The organism is Anaerohalosphaeraceae bacterium (assembly GCA_037479115.1).
Taxonomy (GTDB): domain Bacteria; phylum Planctomycetota; class Phycisphaerae; order Sedimentisphaerales; family Anaerohalosphaeraceae; genus JAHDQI01.
This window is the reverse complement of the sequence record JBBFLK010000008.1, coordinates 83,062-96,696: the sequence shown is the minus strand read 5'-3', so window position 1 is coordinate 96,696 and position 13,635 is coordinate 83,062. Positions and strand designations below refer to the sequence as shown.

The 13,635-nt window shown below is 54.3% G+C and carries 17 protein-coding genes and 1 pseudogene; 12 read left to right on the top strand and 6 right to left on the bottom strand.

Annotated features, from left to right (window positions below):
• The first annotated feature begins 13 nt into the window (after nucleotides 1-13).
• From WHS88_05800 to WHS88_05760, 9 genes are all read left to right on the top strand, one after another.
• Nucleotides 14-250: a hypothetical protein gene (locus WHS88_05800; GenBank protein MEJ5259685.1), complete on the top strand. Its 237-nt coding sequence runs from the start codon at nucleotides 14-16 to the stop codon at nucleotides 248-250.
• Nucleotides 247-1,092 carry a FliA/WhiG family RNA polymerase sigma factor gene (locus WHS88_05795; protein ID MEJ5259684.1) on the top strand — a complete coding sequence of 282 codons (846 nt, stop codon included), beginning with the start codon at nucleotides 247-249 and terminating at the stop codon, nucleotides 1,090-1,092. Before WHS88_05800 ends, WHS88_05795 begins: the two co-directional genes overlap by 4 nt.
• 38 nt (nucleotides 1,093-1,130) lie before the next feature.
• Entirely contained in the window at nucleotides 1,131-1,355 is a 225-nt protein-coding gene (locus WHS88_05790) for a hypothetical protein (protein ID MEJ5259683.1), read from the top strand.
• 51 nt (nucleotides 1,356-1,406) lie between these two features.
• Nucleotides 1,407-1,682 (top strand): hypothetical protein, encoded by a 276-nt coding sequence (locus tag WHS88_05785; GenBank protein MEJ5259682.1) that lies wholly within the window; start codon nucleotides 1,407-1,409, stop codon nucleotides 1,680-1,682.
• Nucleotides 1,679-2,197: a hypothetical protein gene (locus WHS88_05780; protein ID MEJ5259681.1), complete on the top strand. Its 519-nt coding sequence runs from the start codon at nucleotides 1,679-1,681 to the stop codon at nucleotides 2,195-2,197. Before WHS88_05785 ends, WHS88_05780 begins: the two co-directional genes overlap by 4 nt.
• Before the next feature lie 23 nt (nucleotides 2,198-2,220).
• Nucleotides 2,221-2,850 (top strand): hypothetical protein, encoded by a 630-nt coding sequence (locus WHS88_05775; protein ID MEJ5259680.1) that lies wholly within the window; start codon nucleotides 2,221-2,223, stop codon nucleotides 2,848-2,850.
• A gap of 154 nt (nucleotides 2,851-3,004) precedes the next feature.
• Nucleotides 3,005-3,280 carry a hypothetical protein gene (locus WHS88_05770; GenBank protein MEJ5259679.1) on the top strand — a complete coding sequence of 92 codons (276 nt, stop codon included), beginning with the start codon at nucleotides 3,005-3,007 and terminating at the stop codon, nucleotides 3,278-3,280.
• A 128-nt stretch (nucleotides 3,281-3,408) separates the two neighbouring features.
• The gene (locus WHS88_05765; protein MEJ5259678.1) at nucleotides 3,409-3,678 is read left to right on the top strand and encodes a hypothetical protein; all 270 of its coding nucleotides are present in this window, start codon (nucleotides 3,409-3,411) and stop codon (nucleotides 3,676-3,678) included.
• Between the two features lie 156 nt (nucleotides 3,679-3,834).
• Nucleotides 3,835-4,035 carry a hypothetical protein gene (locus tag WHS88_05760; protein MEJ5259677.1) on the top strand — a complete coding sequence of 67 codons (201 nt, stop codon included), beginning with the start codon at nucleotides 3,835-3,837 and terminating at the stop codon, nucleotides 4,033-4,035.
• Nucleotides 4,036-4,176: 141 nt separating this feature from the next.
• Here the strand turns inward: WHS88_05760 and csrA are convergent.
• A pseudogene (csrA, locus tag WHS88_05755) lies at nucleotides 4,177-4,350 on the bottom strand (carbon storage regulator CsrA).
• A 295-nt stretch (nucleotides 4,351-4,645) separates the two neighbouring features.
• Nucleotides 4,646-5,632, bottom strand: coding sequence for a hypothetical protein (locus WHS88_05750; GenBank protein ID MEJ5259676.1), 987 nt, complete (start codon nucleotides 5,630-5,632; stop codon nucleotides 4,646-4,648).
• Nucleotides 5,633-5,797: 165 nt separating this feature from the next.
• Here WHS88_05750 and WHS88_05745 point away from each other — a divergent pair, with 165 nt between their 5' ends.
• A complete protein-coding gene (locus WHS88_05745) occupies nucleotides 5,798-6,649 on the top strand; it encodes a M48 family metallopeptidase (GenBank protein MEJ5259675.1) in 852 nt (283 codons plus the stop codon).
• On the opposite strand, the gene WHS88_05740 is transcribed toward WHS88_05745, so the two are convergent.
• The 3 genes from WHS88_05740 to WHS88_05730 form a co-directional block, all read right to left on the bottom strand.
• Nucleotides 6,597-7,472 (bottom strand): RluA family pseudouridine synthase, encoded by an 876-nt coding sequence (locus WHS88_05740; GenBank protein MEJ5259674.1) that lies wholly within the window; start codon nucleotides 7,470-7,472, stop codon nucleotides 6,597-6,599. The two genes, WHS88_05745 and WHS88_05740, sit on opposite strands and share 53 nt — an antisense overlap.
• 73 nt (nucleotides 7,473-7,545) lie before the next feature.
• Nucleotides 7,546-8,181 (bottom strand): HNH endonuclease, encoded by a 636-nt coding sequence (locus tag WHS88_05735; GenBank protein MEJ5259673.1) that lies wholly within the window; start codon nucleotides 8,179-8,181, stop codon nucleotides 7,546-7,548.
• 197 nt (nucleotides 8,182-8,378) lie between these two features.
• On the bottom strand, nucleotides 8,379-8,684 hold the full coding sequence (locus tag WHS88_05730) for an HU family DNA-binding protein (GenBank protein MEJ5259672.1): 306 nt from the start codon (nucleotides 8,682-8,684) through the stop codon (nucleotides 8,379-8,381).
• Nucleotides 8,685-8,962: 278 nt separating this feature from the next.
• Between WHS88_05730 and lepB (WHS88_05725) the strand changes: the two genes are divergently transcribed.
• Nucleotides 8,963-10,555 (top strand): signal peptidase I, encoded by a 1,593-nt coding sequence (gene lepB, locus WHS88_05725; protein ID MEJ5259671.1) that lies wholly within the window; start codon nucleotides 8,963-8,965, stop codon nucleotides 10,553-10,555.
• The gene (gene lepB, locus WHS88_05720; GenBank protein MEJ5259670.1) at nucleotides 10,552-12,054 is read left to right on the top strand and encodes a signal peptidase I; all 1,503 of its coding nucleotides are present in this window, start codon (nucleotides 10,552-10,554) and stop codon (nucleotides 12,052-12,054) included. The genes lepB (WHS88_05725) and lepB (WHS88_05720) overlap by 4 nt, the downstream gene beginning before the upstream one ends.
• A 114-nt stretch (nucleotides 12,055-12,168) precedes the next feature.
• Here lepB (WHS88_05720) and WHS88_05715 read toward each other — a convergent pair whose 3' ends face one another.
• Nucleotides 12,169-13,488: a hypothetical protein gene (locus WHS88_05715; GenBank protein MEJ5259669.1), complete on the bottom strand. Its 1,320-nt coding sequence runs from the start codon at nucleotides 13,486-13,488 to the stop codon at nucleotides 12,169-12,171.
• Between the last annotated feature and the right edge of the window lie 147 nt (nucleotides 13,489-13,635).

Sequence of the window (13,635 nt, the reverse complement as noted above, 5' to 3'; positions counted from 1 at the left end):
TTGAGGGTTTTTTGTGGAGCAGAACGTAAAAATTCTGGCGGTGTATTCGGCGGTTTTTGTCTTTTTTCTGATGGCGGCGGCGGGCTGGCTGTTTGGATGCAGTCCGGCCGTCTGCGCCAGCCGCGCACTGGCGGGGGCGGTTGTGATGTATGCGGTGGTTCAATTCTGCGGACGGATGGTGATACGAATTTTGCTGGATGCGATTGTCGAAAGTCAGCTTCGCAAACAAACCGACAGGGATAGGCAATGACAGAACCGTTTGTTACCACGACACCGGCACAGCCGGAGGTTGGGCCGGAAGTTCGGATGGCCCGTGAGTTTCTGGAGGAGATGCCCGCGGTTTCCGCCGGACAGGCCCTTCGCGCCTACGGCTCTCAGGTTCGGGAAAGTCAGACTGAACAGCAGATTCTGCAGTATCTGCCGCTGGTCCATCGGATTGTCAGTCAGGTGGTTTCGTATCTGCATCCGCCGCTGAGCCGGGAGGATTTGGTTTCGGCGGGGACGATCGGCCTGGTGAAGGCGGCTCACGATTATGACCCGTCGAAAGATGCGGAATTTAAGACCTATGCGTATATCCGGATACGCGGTGCGGTGATTGATGAACTTCGGCAGTGGTCGTTTGCTCCGCCGTCCCTGTCCAAACAGTTTGAACAGGTTCAGGAGGCCTCCGCCCGGCTGCTGGAGCAAAAGGGACAGCCGCCCACGGATGAGGAGCTGGCCGAAGAGGTTCAGATGCCGCTGGACAAGCTGTATCAGCTGCTGGAGGCGGCCAGGGCCCGGCATTTCCTGTCGATTCACGGACTGGATGATGAGGCCCCGGCACTGGGCGAGTGTCTGGCGGATGCGGGAGAGCCGGAACCCTCCCATCGGCTGGAGCGGGAGGAACTGGTGGAACATTTGGCGCGGGCAATTCAGAATCTGCCGAAGAAGCAGCGGCGGATTGTGGTGCTGTATTATCAGCGGGAATTGACAATGAAGCAGATTGCTGAGGTGCTCGGGATTACCGAATCCCGAGTCAGTCAGCTGCATGCGGCGGCGTTGTTTACTCTCTCGACGATGCTTCAGAAGTGGAAGGCGGAAGGAGAAGTCTGAACGAAAAGGTTTGAAACGACCGAAGAAAGGGGGCCGTCATGGCGGATAGACCTGACAGAAGTCTGGGACCGGTGGAGTCGATGCCTCCGGTGGAACAGACTTCGCTGATCGGCGAGCGGGTCAATCGAAAACAAGACTCTTCGTCCCGTCGGCGGGAACGACACCGCCGAACGGCAGGGCTTCAGGAAGCTTTGGAGGAGGAACGGGAACAGATTGAAAAGGGCGGAGGGATTCAGGACGGACATGTGGACTATCGGGCTTAAAGAGACATCAACGAACATGCATGGTTCGGGAGACCCGGCAAAGGGACGATTATGAACGGGATTCAGCAAAAGATACGGGTGCTCAAAAAGAGTCAGATTCGTCCGGGCTCGGCGGTGGTGCTGCCGTGTTCGCGTCTTGGGGCGGCGGAGCCGTTTCGAAAAGTCAGCCCGGCCGGTTCCTCCGGCGCGGCGCAGGCCAGGATAGTGGAAAGCAACAGCGACTATGTGATTCTGGAGGTGGTTTGCGGCTGCGGACAAAAGCATTTTATTCAGTGCAATTATGGAAATGTAGCCGGTTCGCCGGCTCAGCAGGAGAACCAGCCATGAAGCGAAGGGGTATCCAGTGGATGCTGACTGCGGCATTAACGATGTGTCTGGGCTGTCAGTTCCTGGAGCCGCCGGTTCCGCCGGCGCCGCTGCAGGAAAGTCCTTCCGGTCGGGTGCCGGAGGGGTCGCCGGCCGGTTCCGCGGCCCTGGAACGACGTTTTGCCGAAGGGACCTCGGGTCCGGATGCGGTCCAGACGGCTCTGATGTGGTCGGAAAAATATCAGCAGCTTTCCGAAACCGCCAACCAGCTGCGGGAGAGAAACATTCAGCTGTTTGAGGAAAACGCCCGTCTGAAGAAAGAGGTGGAGTCCCTGAACAGCCAGCTGCGTCAGACCCAGAAGGAACTGGACGAGGCCAATGAATTCCTTCAGAAGATGCATGCGGAGCTGAATCAGTGGAAAGCGGATGTGCTGGGGTTCCGGGAGGAAATGCGGAAGGCCCAGGCCGCTCAGCTCCAGGCGCTGGCCAAGATTCTTCGGATATTAGGGGCGGAGCCGGCGGACAGCGGCGGATGACATCGTCCCGAGGAGTTCCGTTTATGAAGAGCAGGTGTTGTTGGGTTCTGGCTGGAATGCTTCTGGCGTGCGGCTGCCGGGTTCAGGAGCCCGTCGAGCGTCCCACCGGTCATTATTATCTGAACCCGAGTGCGGATTTCAGCCGGATCGGCAAGGTGGTGCTGCTGGAGCTGGACAATCCGACGCTGTATCCGGAGCAGGGACGGGCCTTTTCTGAGCTTCTGGCGGACGGTCTGGGCAAGAAGCATCTGTTCAGCGTTCGGCTGATTCGGCGAAGCGAAGCCTTCTGGCAGCAGTATGATTTGGATACCATTCATCAGAATACGCCGCAGCAGCTGGCGGAGCTTCGGCAGAATCTGAGCGCCGATGCACTGGTGTACGGAGCAATTCGGCGGTACAGCTCGTATCCGCATCTGCTGCTGAGTGTTCATCTGAAGATGCTGGATTTGCGGACTGCCCGGATTGTCTGGGCGATTGAAGATGTCTGGGACAGCACGGATCGAGCCGTTCAGCAGCGGATTCGGCGCTATTTTGAGACCCAGATGCGGACGGGCTATGAGCCGATGAACTGGAAACTGCTGGAGAACAGTCCGCTGTATTTCAACAAGTTTGTCGTATTTGAAATTACGGAGACTCTTCCAAAATATCCGTGAGCGTCCGAGTAAACATGAACGTCCGAGAAGAACACCGTTTTAAGACCGGTTTGGAAAAAGCAGAAGTTTTTTTGGAAAAAATGCTAAAGTTCGGCCCAAAGAAAGCGACAATGGGGGCAGATACTGAGGCAAACGGGTGAGAGATATTTGAAAAATGAGTATGGTTGAGCCTACCAATTCATCGCAGATAGCCGGTGCTGTCGGAGCGGCTTCCTTGGCCGGAGCCGCCGGACCGAAAAGACCGTCTCGGCGGAAAGAAGAACCGGAGCTGCGGCTTGGCTATGCCGGACTGCTGGAGCGGGTGATGCAGATGCAGGGGGAGGACCCGGAGATTATTCGGCAGGCGCGTGAATTGATTTTATCGGGCCGTGCCGATTCGATGGAAACGGCGCTGGAAACGGCCCGCAAGATGATTCAGTACGGTGTGTAAACGGTTCGAAATCTTTTTTGCGGACTGCAAGAATGGGGCTCCAAACAGGGACGTTTGGAGAGTCGCCCGCAGGGACAGCGAGGTTTGAACATCCATGGCTTTGAGTCCTTTTGAAAGGATTCAAAGCCATGTTTGTTTATCCGACTGATCATGCCCAGCAGTCAATCCAGATCCCCCGCGGGGCCTTCATCCGAGATGGATTGTGTCCTGTCCATCGTCGGCAGAGCACCGGGTTGGCCCGGGATGGAACCGGACAGCCGCCCGTCGGATGCGGCCGGCTTTCAGACGGATCCTCCTGCGGCGCAAGCGGCCGTGAAGAAATCACACGGCAAAGTACCGATTTGGTCATCATCACCCCCACGACAATCGGAAAACTTCCTCAATTGTATTGTATCTGAATCCGGGATTCCAAACAAGCCGAAGGGCAGACGGGCGGTTTTGCATCCGATAAAAAGAAGCATGGGGACTGAAAAAAGAGGTTTTTTTAAGAAAGTCGGTTGAAAACAGCTGAAAATTAATTGATAAAGAAGAGGACGATTGAATGAGGGTGCAGCATGCAGCTGTTGGCTCGATGTCCGGATTGCGGGCTGGAAATGAGACTGCTGTTTGAGGATGCCGACAAACGGAAGCGCTGCCGGCATTGCGGGCGATTGTTTAAAGTGCCCGCTCTGGAGCAGCTGCAGAAGGCCCTGGAACGTTTAGGACAGGCGCAGGCCAGGGTTTACGTGGATGAAAAAGGGAATTTGTACGGATAATTCGAAATAAAAATAGGGGGAGTAGTTCGAAAGCGGGTGAGGGCAGTCTTGTTTTTACGAATTTTTGACGGATTCGGCTTTTGTTTTGGTGTTGTCAGCGGAGGAATTGTCTGATGATTCGCCGGCAGCTTGCTGCTGTTTCTTTTCGGCTTTTTCTTTTTGGATAATCAGATAGATTTCCTTCCGATGCACCTGGACTTCCTTCGGGGCGTTAATACCCAAACGAACTTTGTCGCCGCGAACATCGACAATGGTTATCTCGATGTCGTCGCCGATCATAATCGATTCATCTTTTTGCCTGCTGAGGACCAACATATTAAACTCCTTTAAGGATGCTGGTCATAATTTGTAAGTATTTGTTTTTCAAAGCATTCCGTTCCTATAGTTTTTACGCCGCCGGTTCGGTTTCGGTCGGTTCTATCTGCTGAAAAACCTCGTATTAGGTATAGATATTTTCGGCTATTTGCTTAGGTCAAGACAGCAGTTTTCTTAGAAGGATGAAAAAAAATTGAGAGCGGAAGGGGGATTTTTCTGTAAGATGTTTTACGAAAATAAGTTACAAAAGGTTTTTTCTGAAAAAACAGGGGGGAACTTCCGGGAGGGAGAATTGTTATGGGACTTTCTGGAGATATTTAGCCATTTTATATTTGATTACAATCCATTCCCCCGCCAAAGCGCCGATAGCCGAAAAAGAGATGAATTGGATAGGCAATATAGCAGATATGGTGTTTGGGAAAAATGTAACGGCCCAGGTTTCTGTCATATATTGCAGCATTTTGGGGCTGCAGGAAGCAGAAAGGGCGATGAAATACAGGATGGGACCTGCCAAAACCGCCCAATAGTGTTCGCAGTCCAGAAAGTATTTAATGGCGGCACCAGCTACGGCAAAGGAAGCCAGCACGGCAAAGGCAATCTGACGGTTTCCCGGCTGGCCGGTTACGGAACCGATTTGGGCGTCGGGATAGCGAACATCCTGCGCAAAAAGCCCGACGGTCAATTGAACGGTTACGATGGAAATGACTACGGCCGCCAGGATGGAGACGGTGCGATTGGGTTTCTTTTTTTTCGAAGAAGTCCCGGGAATTTTGGGGATTTTGGCCGGCGGAAGAAACCGGCTGACCAGCCAGATTCCGGCGGCACCGCACAAAAGAAGGCCCAGCCAGAAGAGGGTTTCCAAGCGGAAAAACTGGTACACAGCCAGACGCTGTTCAAAGGCGGCATGGGTCAGCAGCACAGAGCGGACGGAGCCGCTTTGAAAAGTCCAGACGGCCAGACCGGTAGGCACAGCCAAAAGACCGATGGTTTTTCCATAGGGATAGGCCAGCAGACAGCCGCCGGCGCCTGCAATCAGGGATGCCAGGAGGCAAAGGAGGATGTCCGCAGCGGAAAAGTCGCCGCCGTAGAGCGTGACGGCTCCGAGCGGGTCGGCAGGGGCAATTTTAGGCCAGAGCAGAAAACCAATGAGAAAAGCCCCGACGGCCATGGCGGCCAGGATACGCAGACGCATCAGCCAATGGACATTAAAAAGACTGAGCAGGATGTAAAGAAAGCCGGCAAACGCGGCGGTTTTCAGTGTCCATTCGAGTGTTATGTGCATTCCGGATTCCCTTTCTACAGAACAGGCAGATTATCACGAATCGCCGGGACGGTCAAGAATGCAGAATGGAAAATGACCGGCTGCCTATCGTTTAGGTAAAGATTTGCGGTCTGCCGAATGAGTGATATAATAAAAGGCGGTAAAATCAGATGTAAGGAGATTTTTATGAAGCGTTTTTGGAAGGAGATATGGTTTTCCTGCCTGGCGGTTTTTTGTGTCGGATGTGCGGAGGTTCCGATTACCGGCCGCAGACAGCTGAATCTGGTTCCGGACTCAATGATTCACTCGATGGCCGTGCAGGAGTATCAGTCGTTTCTGAAGGAAAACAAACTGAGTACGGACCCGCAGAAGACGGCAATGGTGCGGGAGGTCGGCACCCGGATTGCCAAAGCCGTAGAGGCGTATTTTAAGGAACAGGGGATGTCCGAACAGCTGCGCGGGTTTGACTGGGAATTTAATCTGGTGGAAAGCCAGGAAAAAAACGCCTGGTGTATGCCGGGGGGCAAGGTAGTGGTCTATACGGGTTTGCTGCCCATTACGCAGGATGAGAACGGGCTGGCGGTCGTGATGTCGCACGAGATAGCGCATGCAGTGGCGCGGCACGGCAGCGAACGAATGAGCCAGGCGCTGTTGTATCAGATGGGGGGGATGGCCCTTTCGGAGGCGATACAGAATCATCCGGCGGCGACCCAGCGGCTGTTTATGCAGTCGTACGGGCTGGGGGCGCAGATTGGCGTCCTTCTGCCGTACAGCCGGCTGCATGAAAAAGAAGCGGACCGTCTGGGGCTGATTTTTATGGGAATGGCGGGCTATAATCCGCAGACGGCGGTGGATTTCTGGAAGCGGATGGCAGCCGACAAATCAGCCAGCCCGCCGGAGTTCCTGAGCACCCATCCTTCCGACCAGACCCGCATTCAGGGAATTCAGGAGGCCCTTCCGGAGGCGATGTATTATTATAACCGGGCTACCGGTCAGACTCCGAAAGAGTATCAATATCCGTTTGGGGGAAGGTCGTAGGTTCCTCGCCGGAAAAGAACGGAAGCGGCTGAGCCGCCAAAATGGTGTGCAGGAGCTCGGTATCCTGATTGTCCGCCGTTCGGCAAGAGCGGGCATGCTTAAAGAGCATTTTGAGCGTGGCGGAAAACTTTTTGTCTAAGGGGGCGACAAAGGTTCGAACGGTTTCGGGGTCAGCCGGCCGCGGCGGAATTTGGATTTGGTAGGCGTGCAGGGTAAGCCGGCTGATGAGCGGGGATTCCGGAGTGTCTCTTTTGGGGCGATAGTCTTTTTTGTAGTCTGAAAGCATCAGGGGGTGCGGGCTGGCGTAGAGCGGGTCCAGGGCTAATGGAATGCCGCGATGGGCCAAATGCACTCGGATTTGGTGGGTTCTTCCGGTCAGGGGCTGAACGGCCAGAAGGGCAAACGGGCCCAACTCCATCAATTTGAGCCAGTCGGTGACGGCTTCCTTGCCTTTCCAGGGCTGCACGTGCATGGTTTGCGGATTCTGCCGGCTTCGCAGAAGCGGGGCCTTGATGCGTCCGCGGTTTTGCGGCAGGGGACCCTGAACCAGAGCCAGATACAGTTTTGCAAACCGCTGTTTGGAAAACCCGGAGGTGTAGAAAGTTTGGGCGGGCTTGTTTTTGGCCAGAAGGAGGACGCCGGAGGTTTCTTTGTCGATGCGGTGAACCAGCCGCAGCGGCTCCGGTGTCGGCAATTCTTTTTGGAGGATTTCCATCAGCCAGGGGGCTCCGGAACGGTCTTTGGTGACGGAGATGCCGGAGGGCTTGTTAAGGACCAGAATATCCTGATTTTCATATAAAACAGGTACAGAAAGTTTCTTCATTGTTCGTCTCCCGGTTCAACCTGTCCGCTATGAAGTTTGTAGTCAAAGTGCCGTCGGCCTGCGGAGAAGAAGGTCAGGTCAATTCAACGGACCAGTATGCGTGGTCGAGGAACTGCTTCCAGCTGTGGTAGCGTTCGTGACTGAGATGAATGTGAATAACAGGATTCCGTTTGGGCTTGACGGGCTTTTGAATCAGTTTCATATTGGCCTGCTGGGGCGTCCGTCCGCCTTTTTTGATGTTGCACTGCAGGCAGGCGCAGACCACATTTTCCCAGGTGCTTTGTCCGCCGAGCCGCCGCGGGATGACGTGGTCCAAAGACAATTCGGAGGTGGGGAATTTTTTGCCGCAGTACTGGCAGCGGTTGCCGTCGCGTGCGAACAGATTTCGGCGGTTGAATTTGACGGTTTGTCTGGGCAGGCGGTCATAAAACAGCAGGCGGATGATTCGCGGGACAGCCAGGTCAAAGTTGACGGTGGAAATCCAGTCCTGCGGATGGGCTTTGAACTGGTCTTTCATCCGGCTGATTTGCTGCCAGGTTTGAAAATCATAGTTGGCGTAGGTGCCGTCGTCGCAGGAGATTACCTCGGCGAGGTTCCGACAAAGCAGCGAAAAGGCACGTCTGGCACTGATGACCCGCAGGGCCATATAGTGCTTATTCAGCACCAAAACACGGCAGTCCATTGCCGAATGAGATGTTGCAGAAATCATGAACTCCTCCGCAAAATCCCTTCAATCTTCCTAAAGGATACTTTATCGGTCTTTCCTGTACAAGATAAATTTCGATAAAACCCTTGCTGTATCGAGGGATTTGAGAGGGGAGATAAAAACTGACCTTGCGATGTCCTGAATTAAGGTCTGTCTGAAAAAAGTTTTCCGACAGTTGTTGTGAAAAAATCACAGACGAATCAGTTCTTTTTGGCCGGCGCCGGGGCGGACAGCTTCTCCCGCATCAGACGGCCCATTTTGAATTTGACGCTTCGCTTAGGCGGAACCTGAACTCGCTCGAGTGTTTTGGGGTTCTGGGCGATTCTCGAGGAGCGTGTTCGCGTTTCGAAGACCCCGAAATCGCGGAATTCGAGTCGATTGTCCTTTGCCAATTCATCGATTACTTCGTCGAGGAATGTCTGGATTATTTTTTTGACGATGACTCGTTTGGCCTGTGTGGATTCTGAAATCCTGTCTATCAGTTCTTTCTTGGTAATTGTTGCCATCGGCCACCCTCTTATATCTTCTGGAATCAAGACACACTCTTTACGTCCGATGCCGTCCGGAAAACTCCTCGAGCACGGAAACCGCAAATCACTATACATAAACGACTTCGAAACGGCAAGTTTTTTTTCGAATTTTTCACCGGTAAGGCGGAGGGATTATGGCGGACAAAAGAGGTCTGGAATTAGCAGTATTTGGTTTTTTCTGTATCTTCCCCTTGACCCGATTTTCGAGGATAGTCATAATAAACCATCTTTTAGAAAGACACAGCGAAGGTTCGATGACGTCAGAGAAAAAGAGCGACAATTCATCTTGTGAGTCTTCCGGTTTTACCGCAGAGGGCATTTACCATTTCCTGGAATGGCTGGTTACGGCGCTGGCGTCCACGCTGGTTTTCATCGTCTTTATTATGCAGGTGTACCGCATTCCGACCGGCAGCATGGCCGATACCCTCAAGGGGGCACATTTCCGGCTTCGCTGTGAGCAGTGCGGGTATCGATATGAGTATGATTTTTCGCCGCGCCAGTATGGGCTGGGTGAAAATGTAATCCCGAAGCGGGATTTGCCGATTTTGAAGGAATGCCGCTGTCCGAGCTGCGGATATGCTTATCGGGTCTGGATGCGGGACAAGGACCCGCGGTATTATCGGCGGGTGTATAAGGGGGATCAGATATTTGTCCTGAAGTGCATTTATCAGTTCCGGGAGCCGAGCCGGTGGGATGTCGTGGTGTTTAAGAATCCGCTGGAGCCGCAGATCAATTATATCAAACGGCTGATCGGCAAGCCGGGGGAAAAGGTGGAAATCATCGACGGAGATATTTATATCAACGATCGGATTGTGCGCAAGCCGCCGTCGGTTCAGGAAGAATTATGGATGCCGATTTATGAGAATGATTATCAGCCGGCTCGCCCGGAAGAGGAGCGGTTCAACCGCCGTTCGTGGAGACAGCCGTTTGAAAATTTCGGTTCGAGCCGGTGGGATTTGGGCGGTTTTGGACGGCCGTATTTTGTCTTGGCGGAGGAAGGAACGCAGGTTCATCGGATTCAGTACAATCCGCAGATCGGCAATGATTTCCGGGCTGTATATGCGTATGACCCGCCTGATTTTATAGCGAATATGCCGATTTGCAGCGATTTGATGCTTCGCAGTGTGCCTCATCTTGACCCCGTCAGCGGCGTAGGATATGAGCTGGGCAAATACGGCCGGCGCTATCAGGGCTGGCTTCACGGGGACGGACGGCTGGAGATTTTCCGGGTGGATTCCGGGGAACAGAAGACCCTTTTGGCGGGCGGGACAGCGGATTTGAAGGGAGCCGTTCAGCGGCAGGAATTTCGCTTTTCCAATGTGGATCATCGTCTGATTCTGGAATACGGACGGAATCGTCTGGAGTATGATTTAGGACGCGGGGCCGAGGACGCCGGGACCAGGCGGCATATCCAGCCGGAGGCGGCCATCCTCGGGTACGGCAAAGTCCAGCTGGCTCATATCGGGCTGTTTCGGGATATTTACTATATGAATACGGATGTGTCCAATCCGCGAAATCCGATTCTGCAGGGCGGGGCAGGCAATCCGATTGTGCTGGGGGAGGATGAGTTTTTTGTCTGCGGGGACAACAGCCCGTACAGTCTGGATTCCCGCTGGTGGAATAAGCCGGGGCGGGGAAACCGCGGGCGGACCTTCACGCAGGGAGTCGTTCCGCGGGATTATCTGGTCGGCAAAGCGTTTTTTGTTCACTGGCCGGGCGGGGATTCGATCCTTCCGGGCTTTATCCGTTTTGTTCCGTATATCGAGGGAATGAAAATCATCTATGGGGGCAGCCGGAGCTGGGATCAGGCGGAGTCCCTAACGGTGGAAGCGGAGAAAAAACCGTGAGATTGGCCAGTCCTTCGGATGGTTTGGCGCCGGATTATCCGCGTCTGCGGCGCAGCCGGACGGTGGAGTCGGTTGTCAATGCCCTGGATGGGCTGCTGGTGGCGTTTATTCTGGCGCTGCTGTTTCGGGCGTTTGCGGTGGAGGCCTTTCAGATTCCGACCGGCAGTATGGCCGAAACACTCAAAGGAGCCCATTGGTCTCTCCGCTGTCTTCGGTGCGGCATTCCGTATGACTTTGGAGCAGATGCGAGCTGGTCCGGACAGCCGATTTGTCCGAACTGCGGGTATGAACAGCCGCGGGCGGCCATGGGGGTGCTGGCAAACGGCGACCGGATTTTTGTCAATAAGTGCATTTACCAGTTTTCGGAGCCGAAACGGTGGGATGTGGTTGTGTTCAAGAATCCGCCGAATCCGCAGGAAAATTATATCAAGCGGCTGATAGGACTGCCGGGAGAATCCGTGGAAATTGTTGACGGCGATGTGTATATCAACGGGCAGATTGTCCGCAAGCCGCGGAAGATTCAGGAAGAGCTCTGGACGTGTCTGTACCATAATGATTATCAGGCGGGGTTTGCCGGCGGCCGATTTTCGTCCCCTTCGGAGGAGTCTTTGTCATCCTGGCCTTTGGAGCCGCGTTTTGAGCCGGAAGGACAGAGTGCCTGGGAATTGAATCCGGGGGGGGCGGCGGTTTTTATTTTGCGGGAAGACGGGGCCAATGAGCATGCGGTCCGTTTTACCCCCAAGCGGCCGGATGCCTTTCGGGTGTTGTATGCCTATAACGGACCGGAAGGCGGCCTGAATCGGCCGATTTGTTCAGATTTGATGATTCGATTCTGGGTGCAGCCGATGGGGGAGCAGGGGCAGGTCGGGGCTTTGCTGAGCAAGAACGGGGTTGGGTATATTGGACGATTGGACTTTGCCGGCCAGCTGGTTTTTGAAAAACAGACGGAGGATGGGCAGCGCAGCGAGCTGAGAAGGCTGGTCTTTTCTCCGGACTGGTCGCGAAAGGGGCTGTGGTTCGAGTTTGCCAATGTGGACCGCCGCCTGGTGATTCGCTGCGGGGATTATCGGTTTTCCTATGACTTGAAGGACGAGGATTTGGGAGAACGCACCAGCCGCCGGCAGAACCCGGAAGTGAAGATTTTGGGGCAGGGGGGAATGCGGCTTTTTCATATCGGAGTTTATCGGGATATTTATTATCTTTCGACGGATTCACTTCGGGCGAAGCGGGGACGTCCGTTTCAGCTGGGTCCGGATGAATTTTTTGTCTGCGGAGACAATACGCCGAACAGTTATGACAGCCGGCAGTGGGCTGCGGAGGGTTTAGGCAACAACGGAAAACGGTATCGGGAGGGGGTGGTCCCGCGTGATTTTATGATGGGCAAGGCCTTTTTTATTTATTGGTCGGATGCGTTTCGCCCTCGGGAGTATATGCTGCCGGTCATCCCGAATCTGGAGCGTCTGCGGGTGATTTACGGGGGTTCGGAGGAGATTTACTAATTAAACAGTTATCAGTCATCAGTTATCGGGGGCTGTTCGGCATTCAGAGTGTTCGTCGAATAAAAAAACGCCGGATGCGAAGGGCACATCCGGCGTTTTTGGTTTTTCTGAAGCTTACGCTGTAACCATCTGAGCGGCCAGAAGTTCTTCGACACGCTGGGTCGGGAAGTCCAGTCCGCCGATGATGGTGTAGACTCGAAGGGCTTCGCGTCCATCCTCGTAGATGCCGCGGTGGATGGTGGCTTTGCCGGTCAGGTCGGCCAGGACGTCGAAGGCGAAGTTGATGTTGTCCTGCAGGTTGGGCGTATTGGCCATCATGCGTTTTCCGCCGACGACGATGCAGCCGGCGACCTTGGCAGTGCTCAGGTCGAAGCCGTTGCTCAAAAGTGTCTTTTCGAGGTTCTGCTTGACGGCACTGCTGAGGGCGAACCGGTCTTTGTATTTTTCGACGCGTGTGAGGCCCATAATCGCGCAGCCGCCGGCCTTCAGGATGCTCTGGTAATCGACCGGGTCCAGCGTGGTGTAGGGGCTGCTGAGCGAGCTGAGCCGGTTGAAGATGTCGAACATGCCGGCCACGGTGTTGTTGACGCTGGGCCAGAATTCGCGAACCGTCTTGCCCGGGTACATCCGGCTGATTTTCTCGTTGTCGATGATAATCAGCGGAGAGATTTGCCCTTTGGAAGCCATCTTTCCCAGTTCGGTTGCCACCTGATAGGCATTTTCGGCCACCTGCGGGGAGTTAGCTTCGCCGTTGGTCGGCAGGGTCATAATGACGCCGACGTGCTTGTTGGGTTCGGTTTTCCCGATGGAATAGATATAATCCTTGGCGATGCTGACCAGCTCGGCTGCACTGCCGCCGCCGGTTCCGCCGCCGGCTCCAAAGCAGACCATCACATGGTCCACTTCCGTTCCGAAGGTCTTTCGGGTCAGGTGCAGGATGTCCTGCCGCCACTGAGCGGCGGCCTGCTGTCCGCGGCCCATGTCTTTGCCGGCGCCTTTTTCGCCGATGTCCATCAGAAACTTCTGTGAGGGCGGCAGCCCCAGCAAATCGAGGTCGTGGTAGGTGGTGTTGACAGCCACGGCCTTTTTGTAGCCGAGGTCATAAAAGGCCTTCACGAGCCGTCCGCCGCACTGGCCGCTTCCGATCCAGGCAAAGCGGGTGGAGCCGATGAAGTTGTCCTTCACGCCCGTTTCACAGACGGTTTTGACTTCATAGCGTTCGAGGTCCAGAACGGGGATTATCTCTTTTTTGGCTTTGGAGGGCTTGGCAGCGGATGTTTTGACCTGGACGGAGGCGGTTTTTTTTGCGACCGGCCTGGCGGTCTTGGCCTTTTTAACAGGGGTTGTTTTTTTGGTTTTCTGCACGGAGGTTTTGGCGACTTTTTTTACGGATTTGCGGACGCCTGTCTTGGAGGACTTCTTTTTGGCTGTCATTCTTTTTCTCCTATTATTATTTTTTCATCATTTCTAAAAGGACTTCTGCCGGTAACCCTGTTTTACCATCTGTACAGTCTGTGCTGTCTTTGCGATGCAGTTCGGTTTTTTGAGGGCTTGAATTAAGAAGATTGTTTGAAAAAAAGA